An 18,421-nucleotide genomic window follows, 5' to 3' on the forward strand; every position below is an offset into this window, starting at 1 on the left:
TTACCCGATATATCCTGGCAATATAAGTAAAACAAGTATTAATATTACCGCAAAGAAAACTGAGATTGGGTGCCAAAATTAATGGTCCAGCCCATTTGTTTTTATTCGTTTTGGTGGAAATATTCTTTTGTCCTGCGGATTGTAGTAGAAGATACCCCAGATCCAATTTTTAGGATCGTTGTTCCAGTTATTTTTTTCTTCTTCGGATGGTTCTTGATTGTATTTCATTATTTAAAGATATAAGTTTTACAAACAATTAAGAACAATGGATATTTAATATTTGAAATATGCTTTTATAAATTTTGTAGCTATAGTTCTTTTATAAATGCAAACAGCACTTAAATGATTATATTTTTTAATTGTTACGTTTTCGAATATATTTTTTATTTAAAAAATAAAAATGTATACTTGTTGTCAATTTAACCATAAGTTAATGTGAAATATTTTCGATAGTTAATTGAGAATATTTTTGATCTAAGAATTTACTTAAACCATAATTTAAATGATTACTAAAATGAAGAAAAACTATTTTTTACTTTTTTTATTGCTTCTGGCTTCCTTGTCAGGAAAAGCACAAAATGTGTGGAAGAATGTTCAGATAGGAGGAGGGGGGTTTGTATCTGGAATTATTACCAGTAAAAATGATGCAGATTTAAAATATGCCAGAACTGATGTTGGCGGTGCTTACAGATGGGATGCTACTAATAAAAAATGGATCTCTTTGCTGGATTGGCTAAGTATAGATCAGGTTGGTTATTTTGGCGTCGAATCGTTGGCAATAGATCCGCAAAATAATAATGTGGTCTACTTATTGGTTGGAACCAGTTATTTTAATAATGGAAAAACGGCTATTTTAAAATCCACAAATAAAGGAAATACATTTACTGAAATTGAAGTGACTTCTCAATTTAAAGCACACGGTAATGGTATGGGGCGTTCGAATGGTGAACGTTTAGCTGTTGATCCAAATAATTCGAATATTATTTATTGCGGAACAAGAAACAATGGTATTTTTCAAAGTATTGATGCCGGTTTGACTTGGAATAAGTTGTCAGGTTTTCCAGTTACTACAACTTCAAATGCAAATGGGGTATGTTTTGTTGTTTTGGATCCGGCTTCGGTTTCAGGAGGTAAAACACAAACTATTTATGCCGGGGTTTCACAAGTTGGAGCTTCTAATCTATACAAAAGTCTTGATAGCGGAATTAGCTGGACTGCTGTTTCAGGAGCCACAACATCTTATATGCCGCAGCGTGCTGTTTTAGATTCAAATCGATCTTTATTGATTACTTATGCTGACCAGGAAGGACCCTGGAATGGAACCCAAGGAAAAATATCAAAATTAAGCAGTACAGGAATTTTTACAGACATTACGCCAGCTGGTATTACAAGGCCTTTTGGAGGTATTGATGTAGATCCGGTAAATCCACAACGATTAATCGCTTCAACGACAAACACATGGTCGTTCCAATATACTACTCCTGGGGGGACAGCTGTATATGGGGATCATTTTTATGTAAGTACAGACGGAGGAAGTACTTGGAGAGATTTAGTTGGTAATTCCGGATTTTCTTTTGAAAGTAATGGCTGTACATGGGTTACTGGTCAGTCAATACACTGGGCAACAGATTTTAAATTTAATCCGACAAATACATCTCAGGCAAGTATTGTTTCAGGAAACGGACTTTTTACTTGCGATGATATTAATGCAGTTAAAACTACCTGGAAATTTGATGCAATTGGTATTGAAGAATCAGTTCCTTTAGATTTAATAAGTATTCCATCTGGTCCATTAATGAGTGTAATTGGCGACTTTGACGGATTTAAACATACAGATGTAACTGTTTTTGCTCCGCAACATGCTCCGACTATGGGTACTTCAACTTCTATTACGTATGCTGCGGGAAACACAAACAAAATTGTGAGGTTAGGGGAGTTCATGTATTATTCTGGAAATCAAGGTGCGACATGGACCAAAACTACAGCGGCCTTAATGGGACAAAAAGGCAGAGCAGTCTTGTCTTACGATGGGAATATCATTTTGCATTGTCCTTCCGGTGCAACAAGTATATATCGTTCTGTTGATAACGGAACTACATGGACAACCTGTAACGGTATAAGTGTTAGTGATGCAATCCCGGTTTCTGACCAGGTAACCAATAATAAGTTTTATGTTTATGATCAACTAACAGGATTGTTGATGATTAGTACTGATGGAGGGGTTAATTTTGTTTCTGCAGGTAATGCCGGTTCATGGGGTTCAAAATTAATTCGAACTGTTCCCGGTAATGCAGGACACATCTGGATTGCAATGAATGGCGGAGGTTTAAAACGTTCAATTGATGGCGGTCTGACTTTTGTTGTTCCTTCAGCAAATGTAACAGCTGCTTCAGCTGTAGGTATTGGCAAAGTAGCTCCTGGAAAAACATATCCTTCTATATATATTTGGGGAACAGTAAATGGAGTTACCGGTGTGTTTCGTTCTATTGATCAGGGCGTTACATGGCTTCGTGTAAATGATGATGCGTATGAGTTTGGCGGAACAGGAAATGGTAATTTTGTAATTGGAGATATGAATACTTTTGGCAGGGTTTATATGAGTACCGTAGGAAGAGGAATTGTTTACACCGGCAGCGATGCAAATCTTGGGATTTCTGACAACGAATTTAAGAATGATACTCAGGTATTCTCTATAAAAGCCCATCCTAATCCAATGAAAGATTATGTGGTATTAGAACTGCCTGATTATACAAACGGAACTCTGGTTAATATTCAGATTTATGATTTATTAGGGAAATTGATAAAGCAAGATATGTATACGGTTTCAAATAATACTGTGACATTGTTCTCTGATCATTTATCAAATCAACACGGTATATTATTGGTAAAAGTAAAAACCAGCAATGGACAATCAGGTATTGTGAAAATTGTAAAATAAAATACCTTTTTTTGAGTTGGCTGATAAAAAAATAAAGGTCTCACTTTTTGGTGAGACCTTTATTTTTTCTGCTGAATTTTAGTAATATAAGCTGTCTAAAACTAATTTAGCTCTTTAGTCACAATCTGCATAGTTTCTCTACTCACTTGTTTCAATAAAACTTCTTTATTGTCTTCAACGGTTTGCGCAGCTTGTTCTGTAAAATGACGAATTGTGTATAAAGTCACATTTTCATTAAAATCCACTTTGAATTTTTTCGAAAGAATGGCATTCAATTCATTGAAATTTCCAAATTTATCTTCTACACAAACAGAAAAACTAATCGCAGAATTCTGAATTAAATTTACTTTGATTTTGAATTCGTGGAATAAACCAAAAATCTCACTGATGTTTTCTTCCATGATAAAAGAAAAATCAATTGAAGAAAGCGAAATTAAAAGCTGTTCTCTTTTTACGATAAAACAAGGATATTGTGGTTCAAGATCAACACCTTTAGAAACACATGTTCCTTTTAATAATGGGTTGATAAATGATTTTACATATAAAGGAATTTCTTTTTTCTGTAATGGTTGCAATGTTTTTGGGTGAATTACCGTAGCTCCGTAAAAAGCCAATTCGATCGCTTCACGATAAGAAATCTGGTTTAACAAACTCGCATTTTCAAAATAACGCGGATCCGCATTCATAACTCCGGGAACGTCTTTCCAGATTGTTACACTCTCGGCATTTAAGCAATAAGCAAAAATTCCTGCAGTATAATCAGAACCTTCACGACCTAAAGTGGTTGTGAAATTATTTTCATCGGCACCTAAAAAACCTTGTGTGATGTTTAATTGTTTTCTTGGAACATTTTTGCTGATAAGTTGTTGTGTAGTTTCCCAGTCCACCTCTGCATCACGATAGTTTGCATTGGTTTTAATGAAGTTACGAACGTCAAGCCATTGCGTTTTAATTCCCATGAAATTCATGAAGTGACTTAAAATAGTAGTCGAAATTAACTCTCCAAAACTCACAATCTGATCGTAAACAAAATTGTAATTTGGAGATTTATTATGTGCTAAAAAATATTCTAATTCTGTAAATTGATCCTTTACAGCTGCAAAAACAGCATGTTTTTCATCTTCAAATAAATCTAATAATATTTGATTGTGATATTTCTTAATTTCCTGAACAGATGAATTCAACTCTGCCGATTTCTCAAAATAATTCTTGATCACAACCTCAAGAGCATTCGTTGTTTTTCCCATCGCCGAAACGACTAAAATCACATCTTCGTAACCTACTTTTTGTAAAACGTCATAAACGTTTTTAATTCCATCTGCATCTTTTACCGATGCTCCTCCAAATTTAAATACTCTCATTTTTAATTTTGTATATGCTGTTTTTTTTTATTTTTCTGCCAGTAATTAGTTCTTTATTTGTGGCTAGTTTTTTTACAATTTTTCCAGAAATGAATTAATTCCTGCTTCATCCATTTGAACTACTTGCCAGTCTTCAAGAATTCTTGCGCCTGAATTCTTATAAAAATTAACAGCAGGTGTATTCCAGTCTAAAACATTCCATTCAATTCTTCTCACATTATCTCTTTTTCCCTGTTGCATGATTTCAGCATAAAGCGCAGAACCTAAACCTGTACCACGCATTTTTTCTTTCACAATCAAATCTTCAAGATGTATTGTTTTTCCTTTCCAGGTTGAGTAACGATAATAGTATAATGCTATCCCAACAATTTCTTTCTGTTGTCCATTATTGTCAATCTCTGCAACAAAGACATGAAATAATGGTTTTTCACCAAAACCATCGCGTACTAAATCTTCTTCGGTTATTACGACAGCTTCAGGTTCTTTTTCGAATATTGCCAACTCCTGTATCAATCCTAAAACTGATTTCATATCCTCAGGATTTCCTTTTCTAATATTCATAATTTTTAAAATTTATTTTCTGTATTGCCCTTTGTTTTAAAGTGTTTATTTGTGTACACTTTTTCTTAAGGTCAATTTCTATATTCTTATTATTAAGCGTTTATTAGCTAAAAAAGTGTGTTTTTACTATGTGCTTTCCGGCTTTAATTAGCAAATATACAATAGTAGCAAACTAACAAAATAATTTTTAAATCATTCTCACAAAATAAACGATATTTGTGACTTAAAAATAAATCTACAACGATATAGTAATGGAAGAACGCAATAAAACACTGGGAGAGTTTATTATTGAGAACCAAAAAGCATTTCAGTATTCGTCGGGGGAGCTTTCCCGAATTATCAACTCTATACGTTTGGCAGCTAAGGTTGTCAACTATAAAGTAAATCAGGCTGGATTAGTCGATATAATTGGCGCTGCAGGCGAACAAAATATCCAGGGCGAAGACCAGCAAAAATTAGATGTCTATGCAAACGAAGTATTTATTCAGACCTTAATAAACCGTGAGATTGTCTGTGGAATTGCTTCAGAAGAAAACGACGATTTTATAACTGTTCAGGGGAGCGACAACAGTCATAATAATAAGTACGTGATCTTAATGGATCCGCTTGACGGATCTTCAAACATTGATGTAAATGTTTCAGTAGGAACTATTTTTTCTGTTTTTAGAAGAATTACACCAATTGGAACGCCGGTAACAAGCGAGGATTTTTTACAACCGGGAATCAATCAGGTAGCAGCAGGATATGTAATTTATGGAACGTCAACAATGCTGGTTTATACAACCGGACATGGTGTGAATGGTTTTACTTTGAATCCGGCAATCGGAACATTCTATCTTTCACATCCAAATATGAAATATCCGAAAGACGGAAATATCTATTCGGTAAATGAAGGGAATTATGTTCATTTTCCGCAAGGAGTAAAAAATTACATCAAGTATTGTCAGCGTGAAGAGGATGACAGACCTTATACTTCAAGATATATTGGAAGTTTAGTGTCAGATTTTCACCGAAATATGATTAAAGGAGGTATTTATTTATATCCGACAAGCTCAAAAGCGCCAAAAGGGAAACTACGTTTGTTATACGAATGTAATCCGATGGCTTTTATTGCTGAACAAGCGGGAGGAAAGGCAACAGATGGTTTCGGTAGAATTATGGAAATCCAGCCAACGGAATTGCATCAAAGAGTTCCGTTTTTCTGCGGAAGTTATAATATGGTAGAAAAAGCTGAAGAGTTTATGGCAGAAGCAATTAGCTAGCAGTGTTCAGTTTTTAGTATTCAGTCTCATTCGGAACTATAAAAGACAAACCCGATAATAATATTATTATCGGGTTTTGTTTTTAAAGCTCAGTTTCAGTTTTTTGCCTCAGTTCGAAACTGAACGCTAAAAAAGGGAACACTGTTTACTATTTATTCATATTTTCCATTTCGAAAAGAAAAGTATCTAAGTCTACTTTTTTGTCTACTAAAGACAAAGCTTTTCTAATAATATGGTTTACGTTTCCTGGCGTAAATCCTAAAGCTAATCCCATGCGGGTTAACATAACTTCTTGTTGATCCCCTAAATGGTGGTCAACGTGAACCATTCTCGCTAAGTCGTACAAACGCTCTAAACGCTGTGCATATAAATAAGGAGGATTTATAGAATGTTGCCAAGGATCTTTAAGGATTTCTGTATATTCTTCTTCTGAAATTTCTAATCTTGAAGCTAGTTTGTCTAAAAACGATTTTTCCTCGTCATTAATTTTTCCGTCAGCATAAGCTACACGCACAATTGCAGAGAAATGACCTCTGTTTCTTTGTTTGAATTCGTTATCAAATAATTCTGAAAATGGCATAATTAATAGGGTTTTATATAGAACAAAGATAAATCTTATTTTAATTTAACATTTTAAATTTCTCATAAAATTTAACTTATTTTTCTGCGTTGTTTTAATAGTACGGTTTCTTTACTTTTCAAAATAAATCGTAAGTTTACATCCCCTTAATCAATTAATACCATTACCCCTATGTCAGAATTTTGGATTTATTTTCAGATAGGATTAAAACACGTTTTAGATATCCACGCCTACGATCACGTTCTTTTTTTAATCGCCTTAACTATCCCGTATTTGTTTAAAGACTGGAAACGCATTTTGCTTTTGGTTTCACTTTTTACGATCGGTCACACCCTGGCCTTGTTGCTTTCTGTCTTTGGAATCATCGCTATTAAAGTAAATATTGTAGAGTTTTTAATTCCGATCACCATTTTGATAACCGCCATATTTCATCTTTTTACAGCAGGAAAAGCAACTAAAAATGAAGGTGTGAATTTAATTTTTATGGTGACGTTATTTTTCGGAATTATACACGGACTTGGTTTTTCTAATTATTTTAAGACTATTTTAGGAGGGTCGCCAAGCTCAAAATTACTACCTTTAGGCGAATTTGCATTAGGAATCGAAGCAGCACAATTAGTTGTTGTTTTTGTAGTATTGATACTATCCTATATCGTGCAGACCGTATTTCGTTTTTCAAAACGGGATTGGGCACTTGTAATGTCGGCTTTTATTATCGGAGTTGTGATTCCGATGATTATTGAAAGCCCAATTTGGAACAGATAAAATAAATGGATTTAAAAAAAATAAATAAGTACGATAAAGCATACCTTCGTATTGCAAGAGAATGGGGTTCGCTTTCTTATTGCAAACGTAAACAGGTTGGTGCCATTATCGTTAAAGACCGGATGATTATTTCTGATGGATACAACGGAACGCCATCCGGATTTGAAAATTGCTGCGAAGATGATGAAGGATTAACCCGCTGGGAGGTTCTGCATGCCGAGGCAAATGCAATCCTAAAAGTAGCCCGATCAACACAATCTTGTGAAGGTGCTACTTTGTATATTACACTTTCACCCTGTAAAGAATGTAGTAAATTAATACATCAATCCGGGATAAAGAGAGTGGTTTACCAAAACGGATATCGCGATGATGCCGGAATTCAATTTTTATTAAAAGCAGGTGTAGAAGTTGAACATCTTTCTGTTTTAGAAGAGTAAATGAAATTTAATTCGAAATATTTGCCAATCGTGATCGGAGCGACTTTTGCTCTCGGAACTGTCCTCGGAAGCCTGATGAATGCTCCCGTTGATGACGGACTTTTGGCTAAAAATTACTCCAAAACAAAACTTAATAAACTGATCGATTTTATCAATAATGAATATGTCGACAGTATCAATACAGATTCAATTGTAAACCTGACAGTTGATAATATCTTATCCAAATTAGACCCACACTCTGTTTATATTCCGCCAAGCGAACAGGCTGAAGTTGCTGAAAGCATGAAAGGTGATTTCGTTGGAATCGGAATTAATTTTTATATGTATAAAGATTCTGTTGCGATTATAAAACCAATCGAAAACGGACCTTCAGCGAAAGCCGGAATAAAATCGGGAGACCGAATTTTATTTGCCGGAAAAACGAAATTATTTGGCAGAAAATTGCCTTCCGATAGCTTGTTCTCTAAATTAAAAGGTTTACAAGGTTCTGAAATTGAATTGACTGTTTTTAGAAAATCGGAACAAAAGAAACTGAAGTTTAAAGTAAAAAGAGATGTTATTCCGATAAAAAGTGTTGATGCTTCTTTGTTACTTGGAAATAATGTCGGTTACATCAAAATAAATCGTTTTGCCGAAACTACTTTTAATGAATTCAAAACCGGTTTAACAAGATTAAAACAAAGCGGAATTCAGTCGCTTGTGATCGATCTTCGTGATAACGGTGGTGGTTATATGGAAGAAGCGGTCGCTATTGCCGATGAATTTTTGAAAGACAAACAATTGATCGTTTTTACTAAAAATAAAAACGGAACAACAGAGAAAACATACGCCACAAAAGCTGGAAGTTTTGAAACCGGAAAAGTCTATGTTTTGATTAACGAAAATAGCGCCTCTGCAAGTGAAATTTTAGCAGGAGCATTACAAGATAATGATCGTGGAACTATTGTTGGCCGCCGTTCTTTCGGAAAAGGTTTGGTACAACGCGAAATGGATTTCAATGATGGATCTGCTGTACGTTTAACGGTGGCAAGATATTATACTCCAACCGGAAGATCAATTCAAAAACCTTATAAAAAAGGAAACGAAGAATATTTTAAAGAATCAGAATCTCGTATAAAATCAGGTGAGCTTTATGCAAAAGACAGTATAAAAGTAGCCGATTCGTTAAAGTTTAAAACGCCAAAAGGTAAAATTGTATACGGTGGAGGTGGAATTGTTCCCGATGTTTTTGTTCCGATGGAAGCAGAGCACGGAAATGAAAATGTTGGTTATTTGCTTCAAACCGGAGTAGTCGGGCATTTTGTTTTTGAGGAATTGGATAAAAACCGAAAAGCTTTTGCCGGACTTAAGTTTAATCAGTTTTTGGCTGAAATGAAAAACTCGGATGTTTATTTCAAGAAATTCAAAAACTATATTTTTATGACTGGTTTAGATTTGAAATTAGACAAAACCAAACCTTTAGTGAATCGTTATATCACTGCTGAATTTGCCAGACAATTATATGGTGAAATATATTACTACGATGTGATTTTGAAAGAAGACGCCATGATTAAGGCAGTTCAAAATCCGAAAAAATAACGCTGAAAACTTTTTAATATGAAAATAGAGGCCGTTGTAAATGCTGAAATAGAACTTTTGACTGCTGTTAAAAATGCTGATGTTTTGTTTTTTGAAAAAATCCTCCACGACGATTTGCTTTTTAATTTACCCGATGGAAATACAATTACAAAAGAATTTGATTTGGCTTCCTATCGTTCAGGCAAAATGAAAATTACTACTATTGAAGCTTCCGATCAAACCATAAATCTAATTGGTGATACGGCTGTAGTTGCAGTTACAGTTTCATTAAAAGGTTCTTTTGATAATAGTCCTATAGATGGTGTGCTTCGGTATATCAGAGTTTGGAAACAATTTGATGAAAACTTAAAAGTTATTGCGGGAAGCTGCATTCAATTACAATAAATAATAATAATTTATTAAAATATAATGTAACGAATCTTCGCTGATATAGTTCGAGATTTGTGGTTAAATATATAATATGAAAAATCTAAAAAAATTAAGCTTTCTATTCGTTTTAATGACTTTTGTAATTTCTTGTAAAACTATGAAAGATAGCAGTTCTAATACAGTTACCGGAAAAGTAGATTCAATAGAAGCTGGAAAAGATGGTTATACAGCTAAAATCTCTACAGCTGCCAAAGAAGTGTATTTCGCAACGATCAGCATTGTAAATGTTGGTGGTCCTGAAAATTACAAACAATTAAAAATTGGAGATAATGTTTCTGTAAAAGGAGAAATCTGGAAAGCAGAAGAGGAAAAACATATTAAAGTAACTGAGATTATTTCAGTAAAATAATAATTGAGAAATAAAAAATTAAACCATTAAGAGATTAAGTTATTAAGCGCAAAGTCTTAATTTTTCTTAATCTCTTAATGGTTTAATTATATAAAAACTTATGTTTTAAATTTTATCGAATACTATCATGCGCATGAGTCTGCACGCCGTTATTCCATAAAGTCAGAATATCTGTAGCAACAGCAGCACCACTTCCTGCAGCAATAGCTAATTGACTTCTCCAGCCGGCTAAAGTTCCAATAACATAAATACCATCGGTCACTTTATGATCGTCGTTTTTAAGCTGAATACGTTGTTTTTCGGGAAGTGCTTTTTTGTGTGGTTCAATATACTGCATTAAACCTTCAATGTCAAAAGTATTGGCAGAACCAATTCCGATAACGATGCTTTTTGTTTTGTATGCGTTTTTGTTTGTAGTAACTGTAAATTCAGGATAAGAGCCTTCAACTTTAATTACTTTCTCGTTTGGAATTTGAGTAATATGAGGATAAGTCATGGCAAGATCCTGTGTGCTTTCTACAAGTAATTCAGATCCTAATTTACCAGGAGTTATTCCGTATGCATTATAGAAGATCGCTTCCTGCAGCGAAGAATTCTTTTGATGCGTGAAGATTCCGGTTTTTTTAGCGGTAACAAAGGCTTTGTTTTTTGCAGAACCTAAAACGAGAGCACAAGATATGCCAGATACGCCTCCGCCAATAATAAGAACGTCAAACATGTTTATCTGTTATCGTGCATTTTCTCTTCAATTCTTTTTGAAATTCTAAAAATCAAAAGAATTAATACTGCACAAAATGCAGCTGCGATCCCAATAAGTGCTACACCGCTATCTCCCTGAAAAGGATTTTTAAAGTCTAATTGTGTAATATTAAAAACAATTAAAGCTAATGCTAAAAGCACTAAGATTGAAGTAAAGATTTTCATAATGGTGGTTTGTTTGTCTAAAAATTAAACTAAACTTTATACATATTCTAAATATGTTAAAAGTCCTGTTTTAGAAATTTTATGGGGTAAATTTATAAAAATATCCGTTAGACGAACAAACCTTTAACATTAGCAGCGAATAATTTAACAGCAATTGCTAAAAGTATGACTCCAAATGTCTTGCGTACTACGCCAAGTCCGTTTTCTCCTAATAAATTTTCTATTTTTTTGGATGATTTCAAAACAATATAGACTAGGATAATATTCAACAAAATCGCAATGATAATATTGATGGTATGAAATTGAGATCGAAGTGAAAGTAAAGTCGTCATTGTTCCTGCTCCGGCAATTAGAGGAAAAGCAAGTGGTACAATAGAAGCCGATCCTGGTTCTTCATCACGATAAATTCGGATACCTAAAATCATTTCCAACGCTAAAAAGAATAGTACAAAAGATCCGGCCACGGCAAAGGAGTGTACATCGATTCCAATAAGATTTAGAAAACCTTCTCCAACGAAAAGAAAAACAATCATAATCAGTCCGGCTACAATCGAAGCTTTTTCAGATTCAATGTGCCCTACTTTTGCTCGTAAATTGACAATAATCGGAATAGATCCTACGATATCAATTACAGCAAAAAGGACCATACTTACAGTGACGATTTCTTTGAAGTCGATTTCTAACATATTACTTTGATTTTAAGCGTTTAAAATTTTTGCAAAGGTAGATAATAAAGATAGGTGTTTTTTGGATACGATGTATTATTGTTATAAAAACACGTTTTGAGTGTTAAAAAAGTAATATTTGTAACAAATAGTCATTTGTACCACAGAGATTCGCAAAGTTTTTCACAGAGTTGCACAAAGGTTTTTAATAAGCTGCACTAAAGTTTAATCTCAAAGCTTTGTGAACGTAGAAAAACACAACCAAATATAAATTAAACTTTGCGATACCCTGTGAAAAACCTTTGTGCAACTCTGTGGTAAAACATTCCCGCATACTACGGCAAAATTTAATCTCATTTCATCTGCTTTCTTTGCCTATCTTTGTACTTTATAAATTACAGTACTTTATTATCATGTTTCAATTAGGGAAAACCATTATTTCAGAAGATATTCTTGAAAAAGAATTTGTGTGCAACTTGTCAGCTTGTAAAGGAGCCTGCTGTGTTGATGGAGATGCCGGTGCGCCTTTAAGCGAAGCAGAAACTAAAATTCTGGAAGAAATCTACCCAAAAGTAAAACCCTTTTTAAGAAAAGAAGGAATTGCTGCGATCGAAGCTCAGGGAACCTGGGTAAAGGGAACTGATGGTGATCTTGAAACGCCATTAATTGACGAAAAAGATTGTGCCTACGTCATTTTCGACGGAAAAACGGCGCTTTGTGGCATCGAGCAAGCCTATAACCAGGGAATCGTAGATTGGAAAAAACCCGTTTCTTGTCATTTATACCCAATCCGTGTGAAAGACTTTACAGAATTTGCTGCGGTGAATTACGACAAATGGGATATTTGCGATGATGCCTGTTCTTTAGGAAAAGAATTGGAAGTTCCGGTTTATAAATTTGTCAAAGAAGCTTTGATTCGCCGCTTTGGTGAAGACTGGTATTTGGAACTCGAAAAAGTAGCGGAAGAGCTTAAAAATTCGAAATAATCGAGGGGCTATAGGTACCGCTTTAAGAGGATGTAATTTAACTCAAAAAATAAAGTTTTAACTCAAAAAAAACTTTTAAAAAACAATTAAAATTTCTTGCTTATTATTCCAAAAAGTCTATATTTTACAGGGGCTTTAGGGGTAAATGGCTGTATTAAACGGCTCATTTACAAATATTTAATTATTGTCTGAAAAGTATCTCATTTTTTAGGCGTTGTTAAAAACTACATCGAATTGTGAATAAGTTTGGCTTTCATTTTTGGCTACAAATGACAATCTTTGTAATCGTTCTGAATAAGTAAAAATTCAGCATAAAAATTAAATAAAAAGTCATGTCACAAGTCGAGCCAATATTACAAGAAAATAAAAATCGTTTCGTTATTTTTCCTATCAAACATCATGATATTTGGGAATGGTACAAAAAGATGGAAGCTAGTTTCTGGACTGCGGAAGAAATCGACTTACACCAGGATTTGACAGATTGGAACAATAAATTAAGTGACGAAGAAAGATATTTCATTAAACACATTTTAGCATTTTTTGCTGCATCTGATGGAATCGTAAATGAAAACCTTGCTGAGAATTTTGTAAATGAGGTACAATATGCTGAAGCGAAATTTTTCTATGGTTTCCAAATCATGATGGAGAACATTCATAGTGAAACCTATTCATTATTGATTGATACTTACGTAAAAGACGAAGCTGAAAAAGCAGAGTTGTTTAATGCTTTGGAAGTATTCCCTGCAATTAAGAAAAAAGCAGACTGGGCTTTAAAATGGATCGAGTCTGATTCATTTGCTGAAAGACTAATTGCTTTTGCTGCTGTTGAAGGTATTTTCTTCTCAGGTGCTTTCTGTTCTATTTATTGGTTGAAAAAACGTGGTTTAATGCCAGGTTTGACTTTCTCTAATGAGTTGATTTCTCGTGATGAAGGCGTACACTGTGATTTTGCAGTTCACTTGCATAATCATCACTTGGTTAACAAAGTGCTAAAAGACAGAATTAAAGAAATTATTGTGGATGCTTTAGATATCGAAAGAGAATTTGTGACAGAATCGCTGCCGGTAAGTTTAATTGGAATGAATGCGACTTTAATGACGCAATACTTAGAATTTGTTGCAGACAGATTGTTAGTAGAATTAGGTTGTGATCGTGTGTATGGATCAGCGAATCCGTTTGATTTCATGGATATGATTTCTCTTCAGGGAAAAACTAATTTCTTTGAAAAACGTGTTGCCGAGTATCAAAAATCAGGTGTGATGAACACAGACAGCGATGCTCAGAAAATTTCATTTGACGCAGATTTCTAGACAACAAAATATTTTAGCGACTCCAAAAACGCTAAAAGAATAAAATCATTTTTTTAAGATTGAATCTCTTTCCCAAATCGTAGATTCAGTAACAATTTTTTGCATTTTCGATCTATTACATAGGTTGGGAGCAGGCAACTATTGAGAATTCGATAATTCTCAAAAAATAATTTAAAAACACGCAATGTTTAAGGGCTGGAATTCGTTTTCTAGTGTCTTTCATTTTTTCAATAACTAATAAATAGTAAGCTTATGTATGTAGTAAAAAGAGATGGCCACAGAGAGCCCGTAATGTTCGATAAGATTACAGAAAGAATCAAAAAATTGTGTTACGGCTTAAATGAGCTTGTAGATCCTGTTAAGGTAGCGATGAGAGTTATCGAGGGATTGTATGATGGGGTTTCTACTTCTGAACTGGATAATCTTGCGGCAGAAACGGCGGCTTCTATGACTATTGCGCATCCTGATTATGCTCAATTAGCAGCACGTGTGGCAATTTCAAACCTACATTCAAATACTAAAAAATCTTTCTCAGAAACGATGAAAGATATGTATCACTACGTAAATCCAAGAAATGGACAAGAAGCGCCATTACTTTCGGATGAAGTATTTAATGTGATCCAGGAAAATGCTGCATTTTTAGATTCTCATATTATTTATACAAGAGATTTCAATTACGATTACTTTGGTTTCAAAACTTTAGAGCGTTCGTATTTGCTTAAAATAAACGGAAAAATCGTAGAAAGACCACAACATATGTTGATGCGTGTTTCGGTTGGTATTCACTTAGACGATTTAAAATCGGTTATTGAAACGTACGATTTAATGTCTAAAAAGTTCTTCACGCATGCAACGCCAACGTTGTTCAATGCCGGAACTCCAAAACCGCAAATGTCTTCTTGTTTCCTTTTGGCAATGCAGGATGATAGTATTGATGGAATTTACGATACTTTAAAACAAACAGCTAAGATCTCGCAGTCAGCGGGAGGAATTGGTCTTTCTATTCATAACGTTCGTGCGACAGGATCTTATATTCGTGGTACAAACGGAACTTCAAACGGAATTGTTCCGATGTTGAGAGTTTTCAACGATACGGCTCGTTACGTAGATCAGGGTGGTGGAAAACGTAAAGGAAGTTTTGCGATTTACATCGAAACATGGCATGCTGATATCTTTGAATTTTTGGATTTGAAGAAAAATACAGGAAAAGAAGAAATGCGTGCAAGAGATTTATTCTTCGCGATGTGGACTTCAGATTTATTCATGAAACGTGTACAGGAAGATACAACATGGACATTAATGTGTCCGAACGAATGTCCAGGATTATATGATGTTTACGGAGAAGAATTCGAAGCCATGTATTTGGATTATGAATTTAGAGGAAAAGGAAGAAAAACGATTCGTGCACGTGAATTATGGGAGAAAATCCTTGAATCACAAATCGAAACAGGAACACCATACATGTTGTATAAAGATGCAGCAAACCGTAAATCAAACCACAAGAATTTAGGAACAATTCGTTCTTCTAACTTGTGTACAGAGATTATGGAGTTCACCTCTAAAGATGAAATTGCAGTTTGTAACTTAGCTTCTATTTCGTTGCCAATGTTCATTGAAAACGGAAAATTTGATCACCAGGCACTTTACAATGTTACAAAACGTGTAACTCGTAATTTGAACAAAGTAATCGACAGAAATTATTACCCGGTTAAAGAGGCAGAAAACTCTAACTTGCGTCACCGTCCGGTTGGATTGGGAGTACAAGGTTTAGCAGATGCTTTCATCATGTTGCGTATGCCATTTACAAGTGATGAGGCTAAAGCATTAAACCAGGAAATTTTCGAAACTTTATACTTCGCAGCTGTAACCGCTTCTATGGAAATGGCGAAAGAAGAAGGACCATATTCTACATTTGAAGGTTCTCCAATGTCTAAAGGAGAATTTCAATACAATATGTGGGGAATGAAAGATGAAGAATTATCAGGCCGTTGGGACTGGGCTTCATTAAGAAAAGAAGTTGTAGAACATGGTGTTCGTAACTCATTGTTAGTTGCGCCGATGCCTACTGCTTCGACTTCGCAAATTCTTGGAAACAACGAAGCATTTGAACCATATACATCAAACATTTACACACGTCGTGTATTGTCTGGAGAATTCATTGTAGTAAACAAACATTTGCTTCATGATCTAGTAGAAAGAGGTTTATGGAATGAAACTTTGAAACAAGAAATTATGCGTCACAACGGATCAGTTCAAAATATTGATGTGATTCCAGCAGATTTAAAAGAACTATACAAAACAGTTTGGGAAATGTCGATGAAAGATATTATTGATATGTCTCGTCAAAGAGGTTATTTCATTGACCAATCACAATCACTGAACTTGTTCATGCAAGATGCAAACTATTCTAAACTTACGTCAATGCATTTCTATGCTTGGCAGTCTGGTTTAAAAACAGGAATGTATTACTTGAGAACGAAATCAGCGGTTGATGCGATTAAATTCACATTAAACAATGATAAAAAAGAAGAAACAGCACCAGCCTTAGCAGCAGCAGAGACAGAAGAGATCAATATTGAGGAATATAAAGCGATGTTGCTTAAAGCTCAAGCCGCAGGTCCTGAGGATTGTGAAATGTGTGGGTCTTAATTTTTTTTAGAAGAAAGATAATAGAGTAAAGAGAAAAGATTTATATCTTTAAATAATAGAAAGCAGTTATCGTAATGGTAGCTGCTTTTGTTTTTTAGGAACTATTTCCACTACAATCGGCACTAGAAATTAACTAAATAGAAATTTTATGAAAAGCAAATATGCATTTATATTGTTACTACTGATTTTTATTTCATGTAAGGAAAAGATAGAGCAAAAAGAAGAAGAAGTAAAGAAAGATAATAAATTGTATGAGGTTACTCAGGATGATGTGATAACGATGAACACTATGACTACACCTTATGATACATTAATTCATAGAATTAAAAATAGAGGTGATCGGGATTCTTATGATGAGCTTTTCTATAGCTTTATGGAATCTCCTTTCGAAATAAGAACTGATAGTACTATGTTTTATGCTAAAATCATGGCTGTGAAATACAATTACGAAAGATGTTATTTTGATTATTTCAAAGCTCTGTGTGAGAAATATGCCGTTCACGAAGATTATCAAGATTTTTCAAAAATTGATATCAGTAAAATGGATAAATCTTCTAAAAAACAAGCTGAGGATTGGTTGAAACTTATGCTGGATAAAAAGCTTATAAATCAAGAGAATTTTAATGCAGTTAAAAGATAGTTTCGAATGAAGAAGATTATATTAGTTTTATTTTTGACAGTTAGTTCTATTAATGCCCAGAAGAAAGATATTATATATAGAATTACTGCTGATTCTTATCCAACAATTGGCTATGCTTACGTAGTAAGCATTTTATATTTAAGAGATGATAATACCTATAGAATATTAGAACAAAAGTATAATTCGCAAAAAAAATGGCTAGAAAAAATGTCTTAAGGAGTTCTAATGATGAATATGGTATATGGAAAATTTCTGTTGATACTTTAAAGCTTTACGATAATGAAAATAGACCACCAGCAAAATTTATTATGATTGATGATAAGAAAAATGACTTTTTTATTTCATGATATTGAGCGATCAAAATCTTGTTGGAGAAAAGTAAAAAATTGAAATAGTGTATTTGAAGCAATAAAAGGTATTTATGACAAAAGTAGTATTAGAAAGTTGGAGGGAAGGACTGCAGAAAGTATCTCTTACTAAATTACAACATGAAAAACTTGGGATTTCATTACTCGATTCTAAAACAAATACTGATTTACTTTTGGATGATCGCATTGTAATTTTGGAAATTGAAGATATAGAAATAGCTAAAGAGTTCTTAAAACAAGCTGAAAGAATTGGCGTAAATTGTAAAATTATAGAATAACATATGGATTTAGATATTAATATCATTAAAGACAAAGATGTATTTTATAACCTTGCTATTGAATATTATAACAACGTTGATGAAGAGTATCGGGAAGAATGTTTAATTTCTCGAAAATCTATTGCTATAGTGGTCGATCATGAGTTTATTGTAACTCCTTGTCTTGAAATAAAATTAGAGCTTCGTTCGGTAATTGAGCAAAATAAAATTGGAAATTACTTTTTATATGTAAATCAAGAAAAAGAGTTTCTCGATGAATTTCTAATTCTTGAATAATGAATGCTATTTATTTGATTGTTTTGAATTGCCTCCTGCTAAAGCAGGAGGCAATTCAAAGGAAA

General features: G+C 33.8%; 21 protein-coding genes. 14 read left to right on the forward strand and 7 right to left on the reverse strand.

Translation table 11 applies throughout. The features are described 5' to 3' along the window. Positions 1-78: 78 nt before the first annotated feature. On the reverse strand, positions 79-228 hold the full coding sequence (locus Q7C23_RS19085; RefSeq protein ID WP_375033990.1) for a hypothetical protein: 150 nt from the start codon (positions 226-228) through the stop codon (positions 79-81). 286 nt (positions 229-514) lie between these two features. Between Q7C23_RS19085 and Q7C23_RS19090 the strand changes: the two genes are divergently transcribed. After that, positions 515-2,938: a T9SS type A sorting domain-containing protein gene (locus tag Q7C23_RS19090; protein WP_375033991.1), complete on the forward strand. Its 2,424-nt coding sequence runs from the start codon at positions 515-517 to the stop codon at positions 2,936-2,938. Between the two features lie 101 nt (positions 2,939-3,039). Here the strand turns inward: Q7C23_RS19090 and Q7C23_RS19095 are convergent, their stop codons facing one another. Further along, entirely contained in the window at positions 3,040-4,299 is a 1,260-nt protein-coding gene (locus Q7C23_RS19095; protein ID WP_375033992.1) for an aspartate kinase, read from the reverse strand. A 72-nt stretch (positions 4,300-4,371) separates the two neighbouring features. Further along, positions 4,372-4,860, reverse strand: coding sequence for a GNAT family N-acetyltransferase (locus Q7C23_RS19100; protein ID WP_375033993.1), 489 nt, complete (start codon positions 4,858-4,860; stop codon positions 4,372-4,374). Between the two features lie 251 nt (positions 4,861-5,111). Here Q7C23_RS19100 and fbp point away from each other — a divergent pair, with 251 nt between their 5' ends. Then, positions 5,112-6,122, forward strand: coding sequence for a class 1 fructose-bisphosphatase (gene fbp / locus Q7C23_RS19105; protein WP_375033994.1), 1,011 nt, complete (start codon positions 5,112-5,114; stop codon positions 6,120-6,122). Positions 6,123-6,270: 148 nt separating this feature from the next. Here the strand turns inward: fbp and Q7C23_RS19110 are convergent, their stop codons facing one another. Continuing rightward, on the reverse strand, positions 6,271-6,702 hold the full coding sequence (locus Q7C23_RS19110; RefSeq protein ID WP_194657400.1) for a TerB family tellurite resistance protein: 432 nt from the start codon (positions 6,700-6,702) through the stop codon (positions 6,271-6,273). A gap of 171 nt (positions 6,703-6,873) precedes the next feature. On the opposite strand from Q7C23_RS19110, the gene Q7C23_RS19115 reads away from it, so the two are divergent. From Q7C23_RS19115 to Q7C23_RS19135, 5 genes are all read left to right on the forward strand, one after another. Next, positions 6,874-7,467 (forward strand): HupE/UreJ family protein, encoded by a 594-nt coding sequence (locus Q7C23_RS19115; protein WP_194657399.1) that lies wholly within the window; start codon positions 6,874-6,876, stop codon positions 7,465-7,467. 5 nt (positions 7,468-7,472) lie between these two features. Continuing rightward, a complete protein-coding gene (locus Q7C23_RS19120) occupies positions 7,473-7,904 on the forward strand; it encodes a cytidine/deoxycytidylate deaminase family protein (RefSeq protein ID WP_375033995.1) in 432 nt (143 codons plus the stop codon). Further along, on the forward strand, positions 7,905-9,482 hold the full coding sequence (locus Q7C23_RS19125; protein ID WP_375033996.1) for a S41 family peptidase: 1,578 nt from the start codon (positions 7,905-7,907) through the stop codon (positions 9,480-9,482). It begins immediately after the preceding gene. Positions 9,483-9,500: 18 nt separating this feature from the next. Further along, positions 9,501-9,866 carry a nuclear transport factor 2 family protein gene (locus Q7C23_RS19130; protein WP_375033997.1) on the forward strand — a complete coding sequence of 122 codons (366 nt, stop codon included), beginning with the start codon at positions 9,501-9,503 and terminating at the stop codon, positions 9,864-9,866. Positions 9,867-9,942: 76 nt separating this feature from the next. Next, entirely contained in the window at positions 9,943-10,260 is a 318-nt protein-coding gene (locus Q7C23_RS19135) for a hypothetical protein (RefSeq protein ID WP_375033998.1), read from the forward strand. A 112-nt stretch (positions 10,261-10,372) separates the two neighbouring features. On the opposite strand, the gene Q7C23_RS19140 is transcribed toward Q7C23_RS19135, so the two are convergent. The 3 genes from Q7C23_RS19140 to Q7C23_RS19150 form a co-directional block, all read right to left on the reverse strand. Then, positions 10,373-10,978, reverse strand: a complete 606-nt coding sequence (locus tag Q7C23_RS19140; RefSeq protein ID WP_375033999.1) for an FAD-dependent oxidoreductase — start codon at positions 10,976-10,978, stop codon at positions 10,373-10,375. A gap of 2 nt (positions 10,979-10,980) precedes the next feature. Continuing rightward, a complete protein-coding gene (locus Q7C23_RS19145; protein WP_056187321.1) occupies positions 10,981-11,184 on the reverse strand; it encodes a hypothetical protein in 204 nt (67 codons plus the stop codon). A 107-nt stretch (positions 11,185-11,291) separates the two neighbouring features. Beyond that, positions 11,292-11,870 (reverse strand): MarC family protein, encoded by a 579-nt coding sequence (locus tag Q7C23_RS19150; RefSeq protein ID WP_194657393.1) that lies wholly within the window; start codon positions 11,868-11,870, stop codon positions 11,292-11,294. A 392-nt stretch (positions 11,871-12,262) separates the two neighbouring features. Here Q7C23_RS19150 and Q7C23_RS19155 point away from each other — a divergent pair, with 392 nt between their 5' ends. The 7 genes from Q7C23_RS19155 to Q7C23_RS19185 all read left to right on the forward strand — a co-directional run bounded on the left by Q7C23_RS19155 (position 12,263) and on the right by Q7C23_RS19185 (position 18,356). Beyond that, positions 12,263-12,835, forward strand: coding sequence for a DUF3109 family protein (locus tag Q7C23_RS19155; protein ID WP_072969681.1), 573 nt, complete (start codon positions 12,263-12,265; stop codon positions 12,833-12,835). Positions 12,836-13,167: 332 nt separating this feature from the next. Further along, positions 13,168-14,145, forward strand: coding sequence for a ribonucleotide-diphosphate reductase subunit beta (locus Q7C23_RS19160; protein ID WP_375034000.1), 978 nt, complete (start codon positions 13,168-13,170; stop codon positions 14,143-14,145). A gap of 252 nt (positions 14,146-14,397) precedes the next feature. After that, the gene (locus Q7C23_RS19165; RefSeq protein ID WP_375034001.1) at positions 14,398-16,794 is read left to right on the forward strand and encodes a ribonucleoside-diphosphate reductase subunit alpha; all 2,397 of its coding nucleotides are present in this window, start codon (positions 14,398-14,400) and stop codon (positions 16,792-16,794) included. A gap of 148 nt (positions 16,795-16,942) precedes the next feature. Continuing rightward, a complete protein-coding gene (locus Q7C23_RS19170) occupies positions 16,943-17,434 on the forward strand; it encodes a hypothetical protein (RefSeq protein WP_375034002.1) in 492 nt (163 codons plus the stop codon). Between the two features lie 6 nt (positions 17,435-17,440). Next, positions 17,441-17,650 carry a hypothetical protein gene (locus Q7C23_RS19175; protein ID WP_375034003.1) on the forward strand — a complete coding sequence of 70 codons (210 nt, stop codon included), beginning with the start codon at positions 17,441-17,443 and terminating at the stop codon, positions 17,648-17,650. 205 nt (positions 17,651-17,855) lie between these two features. Then, entirely contained in the window at positions 17,856-18,080 is a 225-nt protein-coding gene (locus tag Q7C23_RS19180; protein WP_375034004.1) for a hypothetical protein, read from the forward strand. A 3-nt stretch (positions 18,081-18,083) separates the two neighbouring features. Beyond that, entirely contained in the window at positions 18,084-18,356 is a 273-nt protein-coding gene (locus Q7C23_RS19185) for a hypothetical protein (protein ID WP_375034005.1), read from the forward strand. Positions 18,357-18,421 lie beyond the last annotated feature (65 nt).

It is taken from the genome of Flavobacterium sp. LAR06, from assembly GCF_041946075.1.
Classification (GTDB): Bacteria; Bacteroidota; Bacteroidia; order Flavobacteriales; family Flavobacteriaceae; genus Flavobacterium.

Bases quoted from the DNA above. Each gene is read 5' to 3' on its own strand.
- Q7C23_RS19085 (WP_375033990.1), bottom strand. From the start codon at position 228: ATGAAATACAATCAAGAACCATCCGAAGAAGAAAAAAATAACTGGAAC.
- Q7C23_RS19090 (WP_375033991.1), top strand. From the start codon at position 515: ATGAAGAAAAACTATTTTTTACTTTTTTTATTGCTTCTGGCTTCCTTG.
- Q7C23_RS19095 (WP_375033992.1), bottom strand. From the start codon at position 4,299: ATGAGAGTATTTAAATTTGGAGGAGCATCGGTAAAAGATGCAGATGGA.
- Q7C23_RS19100 (WP_375033993.1), bottom strand. From the start codon at position 4,860: ATGAATATTAGAAAAGGAAATCCTGAGGATATGAAATCAGTTTTAGGA.
- fbp (WP_375033994.1), top strand. From the start codon at position 5,112: ATGGAAGAACGCAATAAAACACTGGGAGAGTTTATTATTGAGAACCAA.
- Q7C23_RS19110 (WP_194657400.1), bottom strand. From the start codon at position 6,702: ATGCCATTTTCAGAATTATTTGATAACGAATTCAAACAAAGAAACAGA.
- Q7C23_RS19115 (WP_194657399.1), top strand. From the start codon at position 6,874: ATGTCAGAATTTTGGATTTATTTTCAGATAGGATTAAAACACGTTTTA.
- Q7C23_RS19120 (WP_375033995.1), top strand. From the start codon at position 7,473: ATGGATTTAAAAAAAATAAATAAGTACGATAAAGCATACCTTCGTATT.
- Q7C23_RS19125 (WP_375033996.1), top strand. From the start codon at position 7,905: ATGAAATTTAATTCGAAATATTTGCCAATCGTGATCGGAGCGACTTTT.
- Q7C23_RS19130 (WP_375033997.1), top strand. From the start codon at position 9,501: ATGAAAATAGAGGCCGTTGTAAATGCTGAAATAGAACTTTTGACTGCT.
- Q7C23_RS19135 (WP_375033998.1), top strand. From the start codon at position 9,943: ATGAAAAATCTAAAAAAATTAAGCTTTCTATTCGTTTTAATGACTTTT.
- Q7C23_RS19140 (WP_375033999.1), bottom strand. From the start codon at position 10,978: ATGTTTGACGTTCTTATTATTGGCGGAGGCGTATCTGGCATATCTTGT.
- Q7C23_RS19145 (WP_056187321.1), bottom strand. From the start codon at position 11,184: ATGAAAATCTTTACTTCAATCTTAGTGCTTTTAGCATTAGCTTTAATT.
- Q7C23_RS19150 (WP_194657393.1), bottom strand. From the start codon at position 11,870: ATGTTAGAAATCGACTTCAAAGAAATCGTCACTGTAAGTATGGTCCTT.
- Q7C23_RS19155 (WP_072969681.1), top strand. From the start codon at position 12,263: ATGTTTCAATTAGGGAAAACCATTATTTCAGAAGATATTCTTGAAAAA.
- Q7C23_RS19160 (WP_375034000.1), top strand. From the start codon at position 13,168: ATGTCACAAGTCGAGCCAATATTACAAGAAAATAAAAATCGTTTCGTT.
- Q7C23_RS19165 (WP_375034001.1), top strand. From the start codon at position 14,398: ATGTATGTAGTAAAAAGAGATGGCCACAGAGAGCCCGTAATGTTCGAT.
- Q7C23_RS19170 (WP_375034002.1), top strand. From the start codon at position 16,943: ATGAAAAGCAAATATGCATTTATATTGTTACTACTGATTTTTATTTCA.
- Q7C23_RS19175 (WP_375034003.1), top strand. From the start codon at position 17,441: ATGAAGAAGATTATATTAGTTTTATTTTTGACAGTTAGTTCTATTAAT.
- Q7C23_RS19180 (WP_375034004.1), top strand. From the start codon at position 17,856: ATGACAAAAGTAGTATTAGAAAGTTGGAGGGAAGGACTGCAGAAAGTA.
- Q7C23_RS19185 (WP_375034005.1), top strand. From the start codon at position 18,084: ATGGATTTAGATATTAATATCATTAAAGACAAAGATGTATTTTATAAC.